This window comes from Streptomyces sp. NPDC059874, from assembly GCF_042731135.1.
Classification (GTDB): Bacteria; Actinomycetota; Actinomycetes; order Streptomycetales; family Streptomycetaceae; genus Streptomyces.
This window is the reverse complement of the sequence record NZ_JBHWJY010000044.1, coordinates 1-19,387: the sequence shown is the minus strand read 5'-3', so window position 1 is coordinate 19,387 and position 19,387 is coordinate 1. Positions and strand designations below refer to the sequence as shown.

Here is a 19,387-nt window from a genome sequence, read left to right as displayed (position 1 = left end):
TTCCCCCGCCGCCCTTCCGGCTCTTTCCGCCGTTCGCCGCCTCCTGCCGTCGATGCCGCGCGCCGTCCCGCGCCGTCGTCGGCCGGCCGCGCCGCCATGCCTTGGAGTACCTGTGTCTTCGTACGAGAACAACCTGTCCCGCCGTGCCTTCGGCGGCGCTGTCGGAGTGACCGCCGCGGCGGCGGCCGTGGGGCTCGGCAGTGCCTCGCCGGCGCAGGCCGCCGGACCCGAGGAGCGGGAGTTCCGGGCCGCGCGGGGGCGGCAGTCGCGGCGGCCGAACATCCTGTTCATCCTCGGGGACGACCTCGGCTGGGCCGACCTGTCCTCGTACGGGTCACCGCACATCAAGACCCCGAACCTGGACCGCCTCGCCCGCCAGGGCGTCCGCTTCACCGACGCCTACTCCGGCTCCGCGACCTGCTCGCCGACCCGGTTCAGCCTGTACACCGGCCGCTACCCGGGCCGCACGAAGGGCGGGTTGGCCGAGCCGATCGCCGACAAGTCGGTGGGCCTGGAGCCGACCCACCCCACGCTGGCCTCGCTGCTGAAGGAGTCCGGCTACGCCACGGCGCTGATCGGCAAGTGGCACGCGGGCTACCTGCCGGACTACAGCCCGACCAAGTCCGGCTGGGACGAGTTCTTCGGCAACTTCGGCGGGGCGCTGGAGTACTACTCCAAGCTGGGCCTGGGCGGCGAGTACGACCTGTACGAGGGCGACGCCACGTACCAGGACCTGCGCTACTACACCCGGATCATCACGGAGCGGGCGAGCGAGTACGTCGCCCGCGACCACGGTGGCAAGCCGTGGCTGCTGAACCTCAACTTCACCACCCCGCACTGGCCGTGGATCGCCGACGGGGACACCGAGGAGAGCGCCGAGATCGTCCGGCGGATCAAGGCGGGCGACGGGCGCGCCCTGTGGCACCAGGACGGCGGTTCGGTCGCGAAGTACAAGGAGATGGTCGAGGACCTGGACCGCTCGATCGGCGAGGTGCTGCGCGCCCTCGACCGCTCCGGGCAGGCCCGCGACACCGTGGTGGTCTTCTCCAGCGACAACGGCGGCGAGCGCTTCTCCTACAACTGGCCCCTCTCCGGCAACAAGGCCTCGCTCCAGGAGGGCGGGATCCGGGTGCCGAACATCGTGCGCTGGCCCGCGCGGCTGGACGGCGGCCAGGTCAGCCACGTCCCGGTGTTCAGCCCGGACTGGACGGCGACCCTGCTGGAGCTCGCCGGGACCCGGCCACACCGGGCGTACCCGCTGGACGGGGCGAGCCTCGCCGGCTACCTGCTGCGCGGCGAGCAGGTCGCCGAGCGGAACCTCTTCTGGCGGGTGCGCGGGGAGCGGGCGCTGCGCCGCGGCGACTGGAAGTACTACCGCGGCAAGTCGGGCAAGGACCAGCTGTTCAACCTGGCCGCCGACGTGCGCGAGCAGGCCGACAAGGCCCCGGTGGAACCGGCCCGGCTGGCGGAGCTGCGGGCGGCCTGGGAGGGCCTGAACGCGGGCCTGCTGCCGTACCCGGGCTGACCTTTGCCGCGGTCACTCCACGGCGGACGCCGCCTTCGCGGTGAGGCCGTTGCCGTCGGGGGCGACGAGGGTGAGGGTGCGCTCCTGGATCTTCCAGGTGAGCGGGCCGCTGCCGAACAGGTCGGTCAGCGCCCGCTCCACCGCGCCCGCGTCGCCCTCGCAGGCCATCCGGGTGGAGGTGATCGGCCCGAAGGCGAGGGTGGATCCGTCGACGGTGGCCCTGGCGCTGAAGCGGTTGCAGCCGAGGGTGCCGCCGGCGGTGCCGTCGGTGATCGTGAACCGGGCCTTGCCGGCCGCGTCCTGGGGCAGGGAGGCCACGGTGTCGCCGTTGACGGTGGCGTCGACGATCCACTCGGTGGCGGTGAGCGGGGCGTCCGCGACCGGAGGCTTCGGGGTCATGGCGATGGTGCTCCCGTCGGCGGTCTTCAGGGTGAGCCGGTCGGGGCCCCGGTCGATGGTCAGCCGGCCCTTGAAGAGCTTGGCGAATTCCGTTTCGAACGCCTGGTCCTCGCAGGCCATGGCGGTCGTCGCGCCGGGGGTGACGGTCAACGAGGACGTCCCGTCGTGGACGACCTCCGCCGTGAAGCCGTTGCAGCCGTAGTTGCCCGTGGCCTTGTCGTGCCCGAGCTCGACGTCGGCGGCCTCGGGCGCGTGCAGCGTCCGGCCCCCGGTGGTCAGGGACTCGACCGACCAGCTCCCCACGACGTCGGGGAGCGGGGCGACGCTGCCGGCCTCCTCGGCCCGGCCGCAGCCGGTGAGGGCGAGTACGAGGGCCGCGAGGGCCGCGGTGGCGTGGACGTACCGGAATCTACGCATGCCCCTGGGACGGGGCCGGCGCCGCGGCGGTTCCACCCGTCAGCTCATCAGCGGCAGCAACGCGGAGAGGTCGGCCCGCTCACCACCGGCCCGGACCTGCGCCGCGTCCAGGGCCTCGGCCCATCCCGTACGGCCCGTCGCGAGCCGGAGCCAGGTCAGCGGGTCGGTCTCCACCACGTTCGGCGGGGTGCCGCGGGTGTGGCGGGGGCCCTCGATGCACTGGACCACCGCGAAGGGCGGCACCCGTACCTCGACCGATCCGCCGGGCGCCTTGAGCGCGAGGGCGTCGGCCAGCAGCCGGGTGCAGGCGGCGAGCGCCTGCCGGTCGATGGGGATGTCCAGCCCGGCGGCCCGGTTGAGGTCGTCGGTGTGGACCACCAGCTCGACGGTCCGGGTGACCAGGAAGTCGGCCAGGGTCATGTTCCCGATCCACAGGGACAGTACGCGGCCGCCGGTCGGATTCGCGGCGAGCGCCCGCGCCATCCGCTCGGCGGCGTTGTCGTACAGCTCGGGCAGCGGGGCCCCGGCGAGGGTCTCCCGGGCCGCCTCGGAGATCTTCCCGGCGAGGGAGGCGGTGACGGAGGGCCACTCGACGGCCGAGAGTTCGGCGACCCCGCCGGGCGGCCGGGCGAGGCCGCCGGCCAGCGAGTCCGCGATCCACGCGACGTGCGCGGCGAGGTCGGCGACGGTCCACTCCCCGAGCCCGCTGGGCCGCGCCAACCGGTCCGGGGTCAACGCCCGTACCCCGTCGGCGACATGCCCGAACTGCGCGGTGACGGCGGCGCGGATCTTGGCGGGGTCGTAGGTGCGCTGCTTCTTCCTGGCGGGCGGCATGCCCCGACCCTACTCGGGCCCGGGCAGCACGAGCCCGGTGCAGCCGCGCCGCGTCGACGTCTCGGTGGCGTACGCCTTGAACACCTCGTCGAGGCGCGGGCCGAGCACCTCGTCGTACCGGTAGGCCGTCGTCATGCCGAGGACGGCGGGGCGGCCCTGACAGGTGGCCGAGGCGTAGAGGACCAGGTAGTCCCGCCCCGCCTGGCCGGCGGCGATCGGGGTGGCCTTCTTGGTGAAGGGCTGTACCTCGGTCCCGGCCGCGTCGTCACCGAAGTAGGCGAAGGTTCGCAGCCACCAGGGGTTGGTCCAGCGGTCGGTGGGGCCTCCGGTCTTCACCCCGTCCGCGACGAGCCGGGCATGGATGCCGGTACGGGTCTCCGTGTCCAGCGCCAGCACGCAGGACTCGCTCCCGTGCTCGGACAGCGGCGCGCCGAGCGCCTTGTCGGGCAGCCGCTCACGGTCCTGGCGGCCGCGCAGGAAGGACGCGTACCAGGCACAGCTGCCGGTGCCCTGCTCGGCGGGGCCGAGCGTGCGCCCCTGCGCGGCCAGGGCGGTGGGCAGTTCGGGCGGGGTGACGGTGCAGCCGGCGCGCTCCGCGGCTTTGACCGCCGCGGTTCGGGCGAGCGAGGCGAGGGCCTTGCGTTCCTTGTCGGTCGGGTCTCCGTACCGGGCGGTCGCGGAGGCCCGGAAGGCGGTCGTGCCGGCCGCGGACCGCGCACAGCCGGCCGTCACCGAGACGGTCCGGGCGGAATAGGACCCGGCACTCCCGTCGCCGAGGGGGGCGGGCAGCGGATCGCTCACCTGGTCGGTGACGTCCTCGCCGGCGCGTCGGTGGATCCCGGGGTTGAAGGGATCGTCGTCGGGGTCGAGCACGTGCAGTCCCTGCTGGGGAAGCGCATGCACCTTCAGGCCGAAGTGCACCAGCCGCACGGTCTTGCCGTCCTGCTCCTGCGCGGCCACCAGTACGCACTCGTCCGGCAGCTGGTCGAGGTCCAGCCGCCTCCTGGATTTGACCTCGCTCGGCCCCACCTGGTCACGGCCGCCGTCCAGCCGCATGACCGCGTCGGGGTCGACCAGGTCCGCGCAGGCCTCCCGGATCGCGGTACGGCTCTCCCCACGCTGCTGCCACGACTGGTAGGAGCCGTACAGGGCCCAGCCGCCGAAGGCGATGCCGCCCACAGCCGCGATGCACAGGAGCAAATTGGCGACATTTCGCCATCGGCCACGATCCGGCAGTGGACCGCCGGTGGACGGCGCCATCGGCTCGAACATCCCAACCCCCATGATCTTGCAGATGCGACGACTCGGGCGACGCTACCAACCGGAAGCGCCCGGGGTACGCCCGAGCCCCCGCCCGGAAGGACCGGACGGGGGCTCGGGTGGATGCCGCGATCAGGCCAGCAGAGCCGGGATCGTCGCCTCGTGGGCCTCGCGGAGTTCGGCCAGGGGGAGGGTGAACTCGCCCTGGATCTCGATCTCCTCGCCGTCCACCACGCCGATGCGCGCGGCCGGCAGGCCCCGCGCGCCGCACATGTCGGTGAAGCGGAGCTCCTCGCTGCGCGGGACGGACACGATGGCGCGGCCCGCGGACTCGGAGAAGAGGAAGGTGAAGGCGTCCAGGCCCTCGGGGACCACCACGCGCGCGCCGTTGCCGCCCTTGAGGCAGGACTCGGTGAGCGCCTGGATCACGCCGCCGTCCGACAGGTCGTGCGCGGCGTCGATCATGCCGTCGCGCGAGGCGGAGATCAGGATCTCGCCCAGCAGCTTCTCGCGGCCCAGGTCCACCTTCGGCGGCATGCCGCCCAGGTGGTCGTGGACGACCTGCGACCAGGCCGAGCCGCCGAACTCCTCGGCCGTGTCGCCCAGCAGGTACAGCAGCTGGCCGGCCTCCGAGAACGCCATCGGCGTACGGCGGTTGACGTCGTCGATCACGCCGAGGACCGCCACGACCGGGGTCGGGTGGATGGCGACGTCACCGGTCTGGTTGTAGAGCGAGACGTTGCCGCCGGTCACCGGGGTGCCCAGCTCCAGGCAGCCGTCCGCGAGACCGCGGCAGGCCTCCGCGAACTGCCACATGACGTCCGGGTCTTCGGGGGAGCCGAAGTTCAGGCAGTCGGAGATCGCGAGCGGCTTGGCGCCGGTCGCGGCCACGTTGCGGTAGGACTCGGCCAGCGCCAGCTGCGCGCCCGTGTACGGGTCGAGCTTGGCGTAGCGGCCGTTGCCGTCGGTGGCCATGGCCACGCCGAGGTTGGACTCCTCGTCGATGCGGACCATGCCCGCGTCCTCGGGCTGCGACAGGACGGTGTTGCCCTGCACGAAGCGGTCGTACTGGTCGGTGACCCAGGACTTGGAGGCCTGGTTCGGGGAGGCGACCAGCGCCAGGACCTGCGCGCGCAGCTCCTCGGAGGTCTGCGGCCGCGGCAGCTTGCCGGCGTCGTCCGCCTGCAGCGCGTCCTGCCAGGAGGGGCGCGCGTACGGGCGGTTGTAGACCGGGCCCTCGTGGGCGACGGTGCCCGGGGGCACGTCCACGATCTGCTCGCCGTGCCAGAAGATCTCCAGGCGCTCGCCGTCGGTCACCTCACCGATGACGGTGGCGATGACGTCCCACTTCTCGCAGATCTCCATGAAGCGGTCGACGTACTGCGGCTCGACGATCGCGCACATGCGCTCCTGCGACTCGCTCATGAGGATTTCCTCGGGCGAGAGCGTCGCGTCGCGCAGCGGGACGGTGTCCAGCTCGACCCGCATGCCGCCGGAACCGGCGGAGGCGAGCTCGGAGGTCGCGCAGGAGAGCCCGGCGCCGCCGAGGTCCTGGATGCCCGCGACCAGCTTCTCCTTGAAGATCTCCAGGGTGCACTCGATGAGGAGCTTCTCCTGGAAGGGGTCGCCGACCTGGACGGCGGGGCGCTTGGTGGGCTTCGTGTCGTCGAAGGTCTCGGACGCGAGGACCGAGACGCCGCCGATGCCGTCGCCGCCGGTGCGGGCGCCGTAGAGGATGACCTTGTTGCCGGGGCCGGAGGCCTTGGCGAGGTGGATGTCCTCGTGCTTCATCACGCCGATGCAGCCGGCGTTGACGAGCGGGTTGCCCTGGTAGCACTCGTCGAAGACGACCTCACCGCCGATGTTCGGCAGGCCCAGGCAGTTGCCGTAGCCGCCGATGCCCGCGACCACGCCCGGCAGGACGCGCTTGGTGTCGGGGTGGTCGGCCGCGCCGAAGCGCAGCGGGTCGACGACCGCGACCGGGCGGGCGCCCATCGCGAGGATGTCGCGCACGATGCCGCCGATGCCGGTGGCCGCGCCCTGGTAGGGCTCGATGTACGACGGGTGGTTGTGCGACTCGACCTTGAAGGTGACCGCGTAGCCCTGGCCGACGTCGACGACGCCGGCGTTCTCGCCGATGCCGACGAGCATGGCGTCGTTCTTGGGGGCCTTCTTGCCGAACTGGGCGAGGTGGACCTTGCTGCTCTTGTACGAGCAGTGCTCGGACCACATGACCGAGTACATGGCGAGCTCGGCGCCGGTGGGCCGGCGGCCGAGGATCTCCCGGATCCGGGCGTACTCGTCCTCCTTGAGGCCGAGCTCCTTCCACGGCTGGGAGGCGTCCGGGGTCTCGGTGGCGTTCTTGACGGTGTCGAGGCTCATGCGCTGACCAGCTTCTTCAGGACCGACGTGAAGAACGGGAGGCCGTCGGTGCGGCCCGTACCGATCAGCGGCTCGACCGCGTGCTCGGGGTGGGGCATGAGGCCGACGACGTTGCCCGCGGCGTTGGTGATGCCGGCGATGTCGCGCAGCGAACCGTTCGGGTTGACGTCGACGTAGCGGAAGGCCACGCGGCCCTCGGCCTCCAGTTCGTCGAGCACGCGCTCGTCGGCGACGTACCGGCCGTCCATGTTCTTGAGCGGTACGGAGATCTCCTGGCCGGCGGTGTAGTCGCCGGTCCACGCGGTTTCCGCGTTCTCCACCCGCAGCTTCTGGTCGCGGCAGATGAAGTGGAGGTGGTTGTTGCGGAGCATCGCCCCCGGCAGCAGGTGGGCCTCGGTGAGGACCTGGAAGCCGTTGCAGATGCCGAGGACGGGCATGCCGCCCTTGGCCTGCTCGATGATGGTCTCCATCACCGGCGAGAAGCGGGAGATGGCTCCGGCGCGCAGGTAGTCCCCGTAGGAGAAGCCGCCCGCGAGGACGACCGCGTCGACCTGGTGCAGGTCCTTGTCGCGGTGCCAAAGCGAGACCGGCTCGGCCCCCGCGAGGCGGACGGCGCGCAGCGAGTCACGGTCGTCGAGCGTTCCGGGGAACGTGACGACACCGATGCGAGTGGTCACCGTCAGGCCTCGACCTTCACGGTGAAGTCTTCGATGACGGTGTTGGCGAGGAACGTTTCGGCCATCTTGTGGATGCGGTCGAGGGCGGCCTGGTCGACCGGGCCCTCCACCTCCAGTTCGAAGCGCTTCCCCTGGCGGACGTCGGCGATCCCCGCGAAGCCCAGGCGCGGCAGTGCACGCTGCACCGCCTGGCCCTGGGGGTCGAGGATCTCCGGCTTGAGCATGACGTCGACTACGACGCGTGCCACTGGCACTCCCGTGTTGTGGTTGGTGCGAAGGCGGTTCCATCAGCGTACCCGGCCAAAATTTCTACGCGGGTAGATATCCAGAGGCCGTGATCACCGGCCAGTTTCGGCTTCACCAACGCTTCGCAAAATCCCCCGGAAAAACACGTGCCCGGCATTGCGGCGGGACACGCGGAGAGAATTAACTGGGCTTCGCAATGCAATGGGAATCGGGGTACAAAGGAATCACCCGGGATTCCGGTTGAAAGATGCATTGCCCCGAAACATCCACACAGGCGACATCGCCGCACGTCAGCGGGTGGCGGCGTCGCACCGAAGGGACCGATATCCGTGGCGCAGCGCGTAGTGGTCACGCTCTCCGATGACATCGACGGCGGAGAAGCGGCGGAGACGGTCGTGTTCGCTCTGGACGGAAAGTCCTACGAGATCGACCTCAATGTGGCGAACGCAAAGAAACTGCGGAAGAGCTTGGCCCCGTTCGTGGCCGCCGGCCGCCGCCAGTCCCGCTCGGGGAAGGTGTTCAAGCACACGTCCGTCGCCCCCGACCCGGCGGTCGTCCGGGCCTGGGCCCGGTCCAACCAGTTCGAGGTACCGCCGCGCGGCCGCATCCCCAAGAAGATCTACGAGGCGTACAACGCCGCCCACTGAGAGCCGATTTGCCATCCACCCCCATGGGTCCGCTAGAGTCTGGATCACGCCGAGGGGCGAGGCCGAGAGGCCGGGCCCCGAAGGTCGTGCGGGTGTAGTTCAGTAGCAGAACATCCCTCTTCCAGGGGGAAGGCGCAGTGTGCGATCCCTGTCACCCGCTCTGTATCGCTTTCCGACCACCACGGTGGATCGGGTAGAGTGATGCACGTACTGCCCCGGCAGTGCACTGCATGCGGACGTAGCTCAGTTGGTAGAGCACCACCTTGCCAAGGTGGATGTCGCGCGTTCGAGTCGCGTCGTCCGCTCTGTATGCAGAAGGCCCCGATCATTGCGATCGGGGCCTTCTTCGTATTCCCCCGCGCATGACGGCGACCACGATCACCCTGACAAATGTCATCGCGGGTCGTGACAGCGCGCACTGCCGACCCGGCCCGGGCGCCGCGAGCCTTGAGTCATGACTGACACCGTGATCGACGCCCAGGACCTGCGGCGGGGCTACGCCGGAGGCTTCGAGGCCGTACGAGGCGTCTCCTTCTCCGTGGCGCGGGGCGAGGTCTTCGCCCTGCTCGGCACCAACGGCGCGGGCAAGACCTCCACCGTGGAACTCCTGGAGGGACTGGCCGCGCCGACCGGCGGGCGGGTCCGCGTCTTCGGGCTCGACCCGTACACCCGGCGGGCCGAGGTCCGTCCGCGCACCGGGGTCATGCTCCAGGAGGGTGGTTTCCCCTCCGACCTGTCGGTCGCCGAGACCCTGCGGATGTGGGGCGGGGTCACCACGGGCGCCCGTCCCGCGGCGGAGGTGCTGGACATGGTCGGGCTGACCGCGCGGTCCTCCGTACGGGTCAAGCAGCTGTCCGGGGGCGAGCGGCGGCGGCTCGACCTGGCGACGGCCCTGCTGGGCCGGCCCGAGGTGCTGTTCCTGGACGAGCCGACCACCGGCATGGACCCCGAAGGGCGCCGGGCCACCTGGGCGTTGGTACGGGAGCTCCGGGCGCAGGGCACCACGGTGCTGCTGACCACGCACTACCTGGAGGAGGCCGAGGAGCTCGCAGACCGGCTGGCGATCCTGCACGAGGGGGAGATCGTCCTGTCGGGCCGCCCCGACGAGGTGACGGCGACCCGGCCCTCGCGGATCCGCTTCACCCTGCCGGACGGGGTGCCCGCGGCCTCCCTGCCCCTGGCGCTGCGCGCGGCCGCCGACGGGCCGTGCGTGGAGATCCGTACCGACCGGCTCCAGGCGGACCTCACCGAACTCCTGGGCTGGGCCCGGGAATCCGGCGTGGAACTGGCCGGGCTCGACGCCCGGTCCGCCTCCCTGGAGGAGGCCTTCCTGGAGATCGCGCAGAACCGACGTGAGAAGGCGGGAACCCGATGAACATGCACACCCTGCACCTGCGCCTGCACCCCGCGAAGGCCACGGGCCTGCGCATGAACCCCCGGCGGCTCCTCGCGCTCGGCCGCAGCGAGCTCACCCTGCTCGTGCGCAACCGGGCCACGCTGACCATGGCCCTGCTGATGCCGCTGGTGATGGTCTTCATCCTGCGTTCCTCCCTGACCGGCATCGACGGGGCGGCGGCCCTCGGCGAAGCCACGCTGACCGGCGGGATCGGCCTGGTGCTGGCCCTCGTCGTGTACATGAGCCTGGTCTCGGCCTACGTGGCACGGCGCGAGGAGCTCGTGCTCAAGCGGCTCCGTACCGGCGAGGCGAACGACCTGGAGATCCTGGCCGGGACCGCGCTGCCCGCCGCCGTGCTGGCGCTCTGCCAGGTGGTCGTCCTCGCGGTGGCCGGGGCGATCGCCCTGGACGTGCGGATGCCCCGCAATCCGCTGCTGCTCGTGGCGGCCGTCCTCGGAGGCATCGTGATCCTGGCCGCGATGGCGGCGCTGACCAGCTCCTTCACCCGCACCGTGGAGAGCGCGGGCCTCACCACGCTGCCGCTGTTCCTGGTGACCGCGCTCGGCTCGGGACTGTTCGTGCCGGTGGACTCGCTGCCGGACTCCGTGGCCCGGGTGTGCGAACTGCTGCCGCTGAGCGGGGTGATGGAGCTGGTGCGGGCCGGCTGGAGCGGCGGCGCGGCCGGCGGGGACCTGCTGGGAAGCGCGGTCTCCGAGCTGGCCTGGATCATGATCACCCTGTTTGCTGTCCAGCGGTGGTTCCGCTGGGAACCGCGCCGTTAGAGCGAGTTGGGGGACCGGGACCGTGTCGAAGCTGACGGGCTGGTGGAAGAACCGCGGGAGTGCGGGGAAGGTCGAGCTGTACACGCGGTGGTCGTTCCACCTCTTCGTGCTCATCGAGATCACGTCGTTCGGAGTGGCTCCCCTGGCCTCCGCCGCCGAGAACCCCTCCGCCCTGGCTCTGCCCCTCTCGCTCTTCCTGATGCTGTGCGCCCATGCGGTGCTGTGCGGGGTGCTCTCCTCCAAGGCGCTCAGCTGGGTGGTGGGGCGGCGCGACCGCCCCACTCGGCTCGCGGTGACCACGGCCGCCCTGACGGCCGCGGCCGTCCTGGTCGTCCTCACGCTGAAGGCGACCGGGAAGATCGACGAGCCGGCGATCGCGCCGACGCTGGTGGCGGGGCTCACCTGCTTCACCGCCGGATCGCTGGTGCTGTGCATGCGGTCGGTGCGGAACATGCGCTACGTCGCCCCGGCCGCGGCGGCCGCGACGGGGGCGGCCGTACTCGCCCTGGGCATGAAGGCCGGATACGCGCTGGGGTACTCCCTCGGGGTGCTGCTGGGCTGCCTGTTCTTCAGCGCCACCTGCGGGTTCTCGGCCTGGCTGCTGCGGACGGTCTACGAGCTCGACCACGCCCGCGAGGCCCAGGCGCGGCTCGCGGTGGCCGAGGAACGCTTGCGGTTCGGGCGGGACCTGCACGACGTGATGGGCCGGAACCTGGCGGTGATCGCCCTCAAGAGCGAGCTGGCGGTGCAACTGGCCCGGCGCGAACGGCCCGAGGCGGTGGACCAGATGATCGAGGTGCAGCGGATCGCGCGGGAATCGCAGCGCGAGGTCCGGGACGTCGTACGCGGCTACCGCGAGGCGGACCTCGCCGTGGAGCTGGAGGGCGCCCGCGGGGTGCTGGCCGCTGCCGGAATGGACTGCCGGGTCGACTTCGAGGCCGGCCGCACGCTGCCCGCCGAGGTGCAGTCCGCACTCGGCTGGGTGGTGCGGGAGGCGACGACGAACGTACTGCGGCACGGGGACGCGCAGAGCTGCCTGATCCGGCTCACCGCGCCCGCGGAGGGCTCCGTGACGCTGGTGGTGGAGAACGACGGTGCGCCCGAGGTGCCCGCGGGACCCCCCGGATCGGGGCTGGCCGGGCTGCGCGAGCGGCTCGCGGCCCTGGACGGGACCCTGCGGGCGGGGCCGGTGGACGGCGGCCGGTTCCGGCTGCGCGCCGAGATCCCGGGCCCGCGCGACGAACGACTGGAGGTGCGGGCGTGAGCCCCGTACGCGTACTGCTCGCCGACGACGAGCACCTGATCCGGGGCGCGCTGGCGGCGCTGCTCTCGCTGGAATGCGACCTGATGGTCGTCGCGGAGGCGGCTTCCGGGCCCGAGGCGCTCGCCATGGCGCGGGCGCACCGGCCCGACGTGGCGGTGCTCGACCTGCAGATGCCGGGGGCGGACGGTGTGAGTGTCGCCACAACCCTGCGGACCGAACTCCCCGACTGCAAGACCATGATCGTGACCAGCCACGGCCGTCCGGGGCACCTGAAGCGGGCCCTCGCGGCGGGGGTGCGGGCCTTCACCCCGAAGACGGTTTCGGCGGAGCGGCTGGCGGAGTTGATCCGGACCGTGCACGCCGGAGGGCGTTATGTGGACCCGGAGTTGGCGGCCGACGCGATCAGCGCGGGGGACTCTCCGCTGACCGCGCGGGAGGCGGAGGTGCTGGAGTTCGCGGCGGACGGGGCGCCGATCGCGGAGATCGCGGAGCGGGCCTCGCTGTCCCAGGGGACCGTACGGAACTACCTGTCCTCGGCGGCCACGAAACTCGGCGCCGAGAACCGTCACACGGCGGTGCGTCTCGCACGCGAGCGAGGTTGGGTATAGTTGCTCTCGCGCCACGGCGCAGTGCGGACATAGCTCAGTTGGTAGAGCACCACCTTGCCAAGGTGGATGTCGCGCGTTCGAGTCGCGTTGTCCGCTCAGAACGAAGAAGGCCCCGATCATCGATCGGGGCCTTCTTCGTCGTCAGGACCAGGTCTGGCCGGTCAGGCGCTCGTACGCCTCGATGTACTTGGCGCGGGTCTGCGCGACGACCTGCGTCGGGAGGGCCGGCGGCGGCAGCTCGCTCTTCGGGTCCCAGCCGGAGGCGTCGGAGGCCAGCCAGTCGCGGACGTACTGCTTGTCGAAGGAGGGCTGCGAGCGGCCCGGCTCCCACTGGTCCGCGGGCCAGAAACGGGAGGAGTCCGGGGTCAGCACCTCGTCGCCGGCGACGAGGGTGCCGTCCTCCGGGTCGAAGCCGAACTCGAACTTGGTGTCGGCCAGGATGATCCCGCGCTCGCGGGCGATGTCCCGGGCCCGGCCGTATACGGCGAGGGTGGCCTGGCGCAGCAGCGCGGCCGTCTCGGCGCCGGCGGTGCGCGCGACCTCCTCGTACGAGACGTTCTCGTCGTGCTCGCCGACCTCGGCCTTGGCGGCCGGGGTGAAGATCGGGCCGGGCAGCTCGGAGCCGTCGACCAGCCCCTCGGGGAGCGCGAGCCCGCAGACCGTACGGGTCTGCTTGTACTCGGCGAGGCCGGAGCCGGTGAGGTAGCCGCGGGCCACGCACTCGACCGGGATCATGTTCAGGTTCTTGCAGATCAGGGTGCGGCCGGCCCAGTCGGCGGGGGCGCCGGCGGGCAGGTCGGTGGAGATGACGTGGTTCGGGACGAGGTCCGCGAGCTGGTCGAACCACCACAGGGACAGCTGGGTGAGCACGCGGCCCTTGTCCGGGATCTCGGTCGGCAGTACCCAGTCGAAGGCGGACAGGCGGTCACTGGCGACCATGACGAGACGGCCGTCCTCGTCGCGGTAGAGCTCGCGCACCTTCCCGGTGTGGAGGTGGACGAGGCCGGGCACCTGAACCGGCTCGGGCTTTTCGACGAATCCGGACACGGGGTCTCCCTGTGGTTCTGTACGAGCGCGGGACCATTCTGGCGTACCGGGACCCGCGCTCCGGCCAGGGGGTGCCGTGACCTCCCTGGTCAGTCCCTCTTGCAGATGCGGTCGAGGAGGTTGGCGGTGGCGCGCTGCACCCGCTCGTCCACGTGGCCGGGGCGGTCCAGGGCCGGGGACCAGGCGAAGGTGCCGGAGGCGAAGACCAGCGCGCCGCTGGGGGCCCGGTAGAGGGAGGTCTCCTGGTGGCGGCGGTGGCCCTCGGTGTCGAGGTACGGGGAGTGCGCGAGCAGGATCCGGTCCTGGTGCTCGGGGAGCTGGGTGCGCGGGAAGTAGCGGTCCGCCTCGCCGGCGACCAGGCCGGGCAGCTCGTCGTTCTCTCCGGCGCCGGTGGAGTCCCACAGCCAGTGCGTGGCGTTGCGCACGATCAGGGGCGCGGGCTCGGGGACCCGCCCCGCGTACTGGATGCCGAGCAACTGCTGCTCCGGGCGGTCCACTTCGCGCCAGAGGCTGGGGCGGCCGGGGCCGCGGCGTTTTCGGCACGTGAGGAGCCGGTCGTCGACCCCGGAGGGGGACGGGGCGAGTTCGACCTGCCAGTACATGGTGTTGGCGGAGAGGAAGACGAGCGAGGTGCCGTTGTCGCGGGCGCGTTCGACGGTGCGGCGCATCGGGCCCGACCAGTACTCGTCGTGGCCGGGGAAGACCAGGCCGCGGTAGCGGGTGGGATCGACGCGGCCGGCGTGCAGGTCGCGGGTGTCGGCGTAGGCGAGGTCGTAGCCGTAGCGCTCGGCCCAGCGGATGAAGTCGTAGGCGTGGCCGACGTGGAGGGGCAGGCCCGCGCCCGCGTAGGGGCGGTCGAAGGACACGGTGATGGCCGCGTCCTGCTCGCCGAGGAGGCGGCCCTCGTCGTCCCACGCGTGGTAGAGGCTGGCGCCGGTGCGGCCGTCCTCCGGGTAGAGGTTGTAGGCCTGCCAGGTGATGTCGGGGAGCAGGAGCAGCAGGTCCGCGGGGTGGTCGTCGCGGACCGTGAAGGGGATGTGGGAGCGGTAGCCGTCGGCGGTGGTCAGGACGGCCACGTACGCGCCGATGCTCCAGTAGGAGGGCACCTGGAGGCGCCAGGACAGCCACCAGTGGTGGCAGGAGACGGTCCGGTCGGCCGTCAGGGGGGCCGGCTGGACGATTCCGGAGAGCCGGGGACTGGTGGTGATCTTGGAGGCGCCGTCGCCGCCGTAGTGACCGATCCGGTAGACGTCGACCGAGAACTGCTGGGGCGGGTCCACGGTGATGTGGAAGTCGATGGCCTCGCCGGGGGCCACGGCGCCGGTGGAGGCGAAGCCCTTGATCTGACGGTGCACGTCGTCGGCGGTACGGGGGCCGCCGGCGCCGCGGGCTCGGGGGATCTGGCCGGTGCCGGCGGCCGCGGCGGCCGGGTCCACGTACCAGGGGACGACCTGGCCGGTGTCGTCGAAGTAGAGCTCGCTCCCCCGGAACCAGGGCAGGGGGCCCTGTCCGAAGGGGTCGGTCACCGCGTGCGCGAGCGCACCTGACTCCCAGCGCCGGATCTGGTCCGCACCCATGAATCGCTCCCCTCCCTCGCTCCCCCGTACGGGCATGCATCGAGCCGGTCCCAGCACATCACATAACGCACTCAGTCCGTCACCGTTCGTCGCGAATTGACGTGACCGGAACATTGGGATCCGGTTGTGCGTGCGATCCGTCATCCGATGGGGGAGGGCGTCAGACGAGGCGGACGGGCTTCTCGGGACGGACACCGAGCTCCGCGAGCCAGTCCCGCAGGGGCTCCGGGTCCCCGTCCTCGACCAGGCACAGCACGAGCGGCGCCAGGTCGGAGCGGCGGGCGCCGCCGACCAGGAGCACCGGTCCGTCCAGCCAGTCGAGGCCGGGCGCGGCGCCCGCCGAGTCCACGGCGGCGCAGCACACCATCGCCGTGACGTGATCGGCCAGCAGGTCCCGCGCGCTGCGCGGCGGCTGGAGCGGGAAGAGCGGTACGGAGTCCGCGCCCTGCGCCTTCGCGGCCGGGGGCCGCGCGGCACCGGTGGCCCGTTCCTCGCGGGCCAGGTCCCCGCTGAGCCGTCCGGCCAGCGTCTCGCCGGCCGCGCCCGCTCCGGCGGGGTCCGTGAGGTAGCCCAGCACCCGGTCCAGCGTGGGCCCGGCGAAGCCGTCCACCGTGGCGGGCGCCGGGGAGCCGGGGGCCGCGACGGCGGTGGAGCCCGCGGCTCCGGGGGAACCGGCCCGCAGACCCGCCGGGACGGTCAGGGCGTCGAGCGCGGCGTGCAGGCGGGCCGCCTCCGTGCGCCACTTGCGGTCCACGACCTCCTCCGGATACGCCGCCCAGTCCACCGGGGACCAGTCGGGTCCCGCCTCGGCCGGACCGCCGTGGAAGAGCCGCGCGGCCAGCAGGGAGGCCGCCTCGTCGACGACCCCGGGGCGCTCCAGCAGATCGCAGGCGGGGCGCTCGCCGAGCCGCGAGGTGAACCCGTCGGCCAGCCGGTCCCGCCGGGACAGTTCGGTGAGCGCGGAGACCACCCCGGCGTCGAGGTGCGCCGGCCAGCGACCCATACGCCAGGCGGGCAGCGCGACCCGGGTCAACAGCCGGTCCCAGCCCGCGTAGGCGAGGCCGACCTGCTCCTGGGCGACGATGCGCAGCCCGTAGTCCACACCCTGTGCACGCTCGGAGGCGGCCGCGGCCACCCCGCGCTCCATCTCGGCCGCGTCCACCCGGCACAGCCGCAGCAGCAGCCGGGCCGGCGCGGCGATCCAGCCGAGGCCGGGCCGATTGCCCACGTCCACCGCGGCGTCCAGCCCGCGAACGAAGCCGCGGGCGTCGGCTATGTCGGGGTGCGCGGAAGGTCCCGTGCCGGCGACGACCGGCGCGAGGACGGCCCGTAGTTCGGCGACCCGCATCCACCACAGGAAGGGCGAGCCGATCACCAGCACGGGGGCGGCGCCCGGCTCGGTCTCCGGGCCGGCAGGACCGGCTGTGCCGGCGGATGTGCGGTCGGCCGTACCGGCGGATGCGCGAGCGCGAGCGCGATCGCGGCGGTGGGCCGCGTGCGAGCGGTCCTCCAGCCAGCTGTCGCAGTCCGGGGTCAGGGCTATCGCGGAGGGCGCCGGGACGTCCATCCGGTCGGCCAGGTCCCGCACGAGCCGGTAGAGATCGGGGGCGGAGTCCTCCGAGAGCGGCACCGTGGGCGTCACGGCGGGGCTCGCCCTCAGCACCACCGCGGCGAAGGTCCCGCCGACGAGCAGCACCAGAGCGGCGACCGCACAGACGACGAGGGTCACCACGGGCCAGGGGTCACCGGCCAGCCGGCCCGTCATACGGGCGCTCACCAGCACCACCGCGAGGGCGGCGGGCAGCAGCCCGAGGGCCAGGGCCCTGCTGCGCACGCGCAGCACGGCCAGGGCTCGGGAACGCGCGGACGGCACGCCCACTTCCATGATCGAACCGGTTCCGGACACGGCCGGACCTCACCCCCTCTGCCCTGCGGCGGCGTTGCTCACTCCCCCACTGTGACACCCGCCACTGACATCGCAATGCCGGTGGGCCAAGTGCCGGAATGCTTGGCATCGCACCCTAGTTGGGGTCTGGCCGGGCGTCAGGCAGACCGGGTGAGATCACCCGATGGAATGGCTTTGGGTAAAGCTGGGTGCGTTCGAACGCGGCTGGATGCACTCGCACGCGAACGCGCCCGCGGGCCCGGGCGCAGGGTGTGCGCACCGGGCCCGCGGGTCCGTGGAGCCGCTGGTCAGCGGTGTTCAGCCGGCCTGGGCCGCCTTGGCGGCGATGTCCGTACGGTGCTGCGAGCCGTCCAGCCGGATCCGCGCGACGGCTTTATACGCCTTCTCGCGGGCCTGCGCCAGATCGGAACCGGTCGCCGTCACCGACAGGACGCGGCCGCCCGCGCTGACCACCGCGTCGCCCTCGCGGCGGGTGCCGGCGTGCAGCACGTACGCGTCGGGCCCGTCCTCGGCGGCGACCTCGTCGAGGCCCTCGATCGGGTCCCCGGTGCGGGGGCTCCCCGGGTAGTTGTGCGAGGCGATGACCACCGTGACGGCGGCGTCCTCGCGCCAGTTGAGCGGGGGCTCGGCGGCCAGGGTGCCGTTGGCGGCGTTCAGCAGCACGCTCGCGAGCGGGGTGCGCAGCCGGGCCAGCACCACCTGGGTCTCGGGGTCGCCGAAGCGGGCGTTGAACTCGATGACCCGTACGCCGCGGCCGGTGATCGCGAGACCGGCGTACAGCAGGCCGGAGAAGGGGGTGCCGCGGCGGCGGAGCTCGTCGACGGTCGGCTGGAGCACGCTCTCCATGACCTCGTCGACCAGCTTCGGGTCGGCCCAGGGCAGCGGGGAGTACGCGCCCATGCCGCCGGTGTTGGGGCCCTCGTCGCCGTCGAGCGCGCGCTTGAAGTCCTGCGCCGGCTGGAGCGGGAGCACGGTGACGCCGTCGGTGATGGCGAAGAGGGAGACCTCGGGGCCGTCGAGGTACTCCTCGATGACCACGCGGTCGCAGGCGAGGGCGTGCTCGCGGGCGGCGGCCCGGTCCTCGGTGACCACGACGCCCTTGCCGGCGGCGAGGCCGTCGTCCTTGACGACGTACGGGGCGCCGAAGGCGTCGAGGGCCGCGTCCACCTCCTCCGGGGTGGTGCACACGTAGCTGCGCGCGGTCGGGACGCCGGCGGCGGCCATCACGTCCTTGGCGAAGGCCTTGGAGCCTTCGAGCTGCGCGGCCTCTCCGGACGGGCCGAAGACGGGGATGCCGACCGCGCGGACGGCGTCGCCGACTCCGGCGACCAGCGGCGCCTCCGGGCCGACGACGACCAGGTCGGCGCCGAGCTCGGTGGACAGGCGCGCGACGGCGTCGCCGTCGAGGGGGTCGACGTCCCGCAGCTCTGCCACATCCGCGATCCCCGCGTTACCGGGGGCGCAGTACAGCGCGGAGACGTCGGGGTCGAGGGACAGAGAGCGGCACAGGGCGTGTTCGCGGGCGCCGCCGCCGATGACGAGGACCTTCACGCCATGAAGCGTAGCCCGCGCTCCGGATTCCCTTTCGTGCGGCCACCCAATGAGACGGCCCTACTCGTTCGTGTATTCCTCCACAACCGTGGCTCCGAGCTCGCGCACGATGAGGTCGTGTCCGGTCAGCGCGCTCTCGACGAGGTCCGGGTCGTCGTCCTCCGCGAAGTCGTCCTCCGGGGCGACCGGCGGGGGCGCCTGCTGCGCGGGAGGCTGCTGCGCGGGGGCGGGCTGCTGGGGCGGCTGGTACTGCTGCTGCGGGGCGGCGGCCTGTCCCTGCCCGTGCCCCTGCGCCGGGGCCTGGGGCTGGACCGGAGCGGCGGCGGGCGGCGGGTTGTAGGCGGGCGCCGGCGGGGCCGAGTAGGGGGCCTGGGGCGCGGGCTGGCCTCCGCCACCCCCGCCCACCACGGCGTCGATCTTCCAGTTGACCTGGAACTGCTCGGCCAGGACCGACTTGAGCACGTCCTCACTGCCGCTGCTCGCGAAGTTGTCGCGGGCTCCGACATTGGGGAAGCCGAGCTGGAGGGTGGTCCCGTCGAACCCGGTGACCTGGGCGTTCTGGCTGAGCAGGATCCAGGTGAAGCGGCGGCGGTTCTTGACTGCCTCCAGGACGCTCGGCCACATCGCCTGGACCTGGCCGGCTCCGGCCGCCATCCCGGGGGACGGCGGGGCCGCCTGTACGGGGGCCGCCTGCGCGGGCGCGGGGGCGGGCGCCGCGGCGGGGATGCCCTGACCGGGAGCGGCCGCGCTCGGCCAGGCCCCGGCGGCACCCTGGCCGGGAGCGGCGGCGCTGGGCCAGGCACCCGCGGCGGGGGCGCCCTGCCCGGGAGCGGCGGCGGGCTGGGCGGCGGGTTGCCCACCTCCGGGCC

At 72.6% G+C, this 19,387-nt stretch carries 16 protein-coding genes, 3 tRNA genes and 1 pseudogene; 9 read left to right on the top strand and 11 right to left on the bottom strand.

The window, feature by feature from the left end; genetic code table 11:
* The first annotated feature begins 43 nt into the window (after nt 1-43).
* On the top strand, nt 44-1,525 hold the full coding sequence (locus ACFV9H_RS24150) for a sulfatase-like hydrolase/transferase (protein WP_385401746.1): 1,482 nt from the start codon (nt 44-46) through the stop codon (nt 1,523-1,525).
* Nucleotides 1,526-1,537: 12 nt separating this feature from the next.
* On the opposite strand, the gene ACFV9H_RS24145 is transcribed toward ACFV9H_RS24150, so the two are convergent.
* From ACFV9H_RS24145 to purS, 6 genes are all read right to left on the bottom strand, one after another.
* The gene (locus tag ACFV9H_RS24145) at nt 1,538-2,341 is read right to left on the bottom strand and encodes an META domain-containing protein (protein WP_385401680.1); all 804 of its coding nucleotides are present in this window, start codon (nt 2,339-2,341) and stop codon (nt 1,538-1,540) included.
* A 39-nt stretch (nt 2,342-2,380) separates the two neighbouring features.
* Nucleotides 2,381-3,175 carry a sterol carrier family protein gene (locus ACFV9H_RS24140; RefSeq protein WP_385401678.1) on the bottom strand — a complete coding sequence of 265 codons (795 nt, stop codon included), beginning with the start codon at nt 3,173-3,175 and terminating at the stop codon, nt 2,381-2,383.
* 9 nt (nt 3,176-3,184) lie between these two features.
* The gene (locus ACFV9H_RS24135) at nt 3,185-4,375 is read right to left on the bottom strand and encodes a hypothetical protein (protein WP_385401676.1); all 1,191 of its coding nucleotides are present in this window, start codon (nt 4,373-4,375) and stop codon (nt 3,185-3,187) included.
* 192 nt (nt 4,376-4,567) lie between these two features.
* On the bottom strand, nt 4,568-6,817 hold the full coding sequence (gene purL / locus ACFV9H_RS24130) for a phosphoribosylformylglycinamidine synthase subunit PurL (protein WP_385401674.1): 2,250 nt from the start codon (nt 6,815-6,817) through the stop codon (nt 4,568-4,570).
* Nucleotides 6,814-7,494 (bottom strand): phosphoribosylformylglycinamidine synthase subunit PurQ, encoded by a 681-nt coding sequence (gene purQ, locus ACFV9H_RS24125; RefSeq protein ID WP_362802551.1) that lies wholly within the window; start codon nt 7,492-7,494, stop codon nt 6,814-6,816. The genes purL and purQ overlap by 4 nt, the downstream gene beginning before the upstream one ends.
* Nucleotides 7,495-7,496: 2 nt before the next feature.
* Nucleotides 7,497-7,742 (bottom strand): phosphoribosylformylglycinamidine synthase subunit PurS, encoded by a 246-nt coding sequence (purS, locus tag ACFV9H_RS24120; RefSeq protein ID WP_365172338.1) that lies wholly within the window; start codon nt 7,740-7,742, stop codon nt 7,497-7,499.
* A 327-nt stretch (nt 7,743-8,069) separates the two neighbouring features.
* Here purS and ACFV9H_RS24115 point away from each other — a divergent pair, with 327 nt between their 5' ends.
* From ACFV9H_RS24115 to ACFV9H_RS24080, 8 genes are all read left to right on the top strand, one after another.
* Nucleotides 8,070-8,387 carry an Lsr2 family protein gene (locus ACFV9H_RS24115; RefSeq protein WP_385401672.1) on the top strand — a complete coding sequence of 106 codons (318 nt, stop codon included), beginning with the start codon at nt 8,070-8,072 and terminating at the stop codon, nt 8,385-8,387.
* An 88-nt stretch (nt 8,388-8,475) separates the two neighbouring features.
* Nucleotides 8,476-8,547, top strand: a tRNA-Gly gene (locus ACFV9H_RS24110).
* Nucleotides 8,548-8,619: 72 nt separating this feature from the next.
* Nucleotides 8,620-8,692 (top strand) — tRNA-Gly (locus ACFV9H_RS24105).
* 149 nt (nt 8,693-8,841) lie between these two features.
* The gene (locus ACFV9H_RS24100; protein ID WP_385401670.1) at nt 8,842-9,762 is read left to right on the top strand and encodes an ABC transporter ATP-binding protein; all 921 of its coding nucleotides are present in this window, start codon (nt 8,842-8,844) and stop codon (nt 9,760-9,762) included.
* Nucleotides 9,759-10,565 carry an ABC transporter permease gene (locus tag ACFV9H_RS24095; RefSeq protein WP_385401667.1) on the top strand — a complete coding sequence of 269 codons (807 nt, stop codon included), beginning with the start codon at nt 9,759-9,761 and terminating at the stop codon, nt 10,563-10,565. Before ACFV9H_RS24100 ends, ACFV9H_RS24095 begins: the two co-directional genes overlap by 4 nt.
* A 22-nt stretch (nt 10,566-10,587) precedes the next feature.
* Nucleotides 10,588-11,829 (top strand): sensor histidine kinase, encoded by a 1,242-nt coding sequence (locus tag ACFV9H_RS24090; protein ID WP_385401665.1) that lies wholly within the window; start codon nt 10,588-10,590, stop codon nt 11,827-11,829.
* The gene (locus ACFV9H_RS24085) at nt 11,826-12,437 is read left to right on the top strand and encodes a response regulator (protein ID WP_385401663.1); all 612 of its coding nucleotides are present in this window, start codon (nt 11,826-11,828) and stop codon (nt 12,435-12,437) included. Before ACFV9H_RS24090 ends, ACFV9H_RS24085 begins: the two co-directional genes overlap by 4 nt.
* A 23-nt stretch (nt 12,438-12,460) precedes the next feature.
* Nucleotides 12,461-12,533, top strand: a tRNA-Gly gene (locus tag ACFV9H_RS24080).
* A 45-nt stretch (nt 12,534-12,578) separates the two neighbouring features.
* Here the strand turns inward: ACFV9H_RS24080 and ACFV9H_RS24075 are convergent.
* The 5 genes and pseudogenes from ACFV9H_RS24075 to ACFV9H_RS24055 all read right to left on the bottom strand — a co-directional run.
* On the bottom strand, nt 12,579-13,484 hold the full coding sequence (locus tag ACFV9H_RS24075; protein WP_385401661.1) for a phosphoribosylaminoimidazolesuccinocarboxamide synthase: 906 nt from the start codon (nt 13,482-13,484) through the stop codon (nt 12,579-12,581).
* A gap of 89 nt (nt 13,485-13,573) precedes the next feature.
* Nucleotides 13,574-15,061: a N,N-dimethylformamidase beta subunit family domain-containing protein gene (locus ACFV9H_RS24070; protein ID WP_385401659.1), complete on the bottom strand. Its 1,488-nt coding sequence runs from the start codon at nt 15,059-15,061 to the stop codon at nt 13,574-13,576.
* A gap of 160 nt (nt 15,062-15,221) precedes the next feature.
* Entirely contained in the window at nt 15,222-16,967 is a 1,746-nt protein-coding gene (locus ACFV9H_RS24065; RefSeq protein ID WP_385401657.1) for a hypothetical protein, read from the bottom strand.
* A 297-nt stretch (nt 16,968-17,264) separates the two neighbouring features.
* Nucleotides 17,265-18,518: a phosphoribosylamine--glycine ligase gene (purD, locus tag ACFV9H_RS24060; protein WP_385401654.1), complete on the bottom strand. Its 1,254-nt coding sequence runs from the start codon at nt 18,516-18,518 to the stop codon at nt 17,265-17,267.
* 60 nt (nt 18,519-18,578) lie between these two features.
* A pseudogene (locus ACFV9H_RS24055) lies at nt 18,579-19,387 on the bottom strand (DNA polymerase III subunit gamma and tau); the annotation flags it as partial.

Coding starts and splice junctions, on each gene's coding strand:
- purL (WP_385401674.1), bottom strand. CDS start 6,817: ATGAGCCTCGACACCGTCAAGAACGCCACCGAGACCCCGGACGCCTCC.
- ACFV9H_RS24145 (WP_385401680.1), bottom strand. CDS start 2,341: ATGCGTAGATTCCGGTACGTCCACGCCACCGCGGCCCTCGCGGCCCTC.
- ACFV9H_RS24100 (WP_385401670.1), top strand. CDS start 8,842: ATGACTGACACCGTGATCGACGCCCAGGACCTGCGGCGGGGCTACGCC.
- ACFV9H_RS24095 (WP_385401667.1), top strand. CDS start 9,759: ATGAACATGCACACCCTGCACCTGCGCCTGCACCCCGCGAAGGCCACG.
- ACFV9H_RS24070 (WP_385401659.1), bottom strand. CDS start 15,061: ATGGGTGCGGACCAGATCCGGCGCTGGGAGTCAGGTGCGCTCGCGCAC.
- ACFV9H_RS24140 (WP_385401678.1), bottom strand. CDS start 3,175: ATGCCGCCCGCCAGGAAGAAGCAGCGCACCTACGACCCCGCCAAGATC.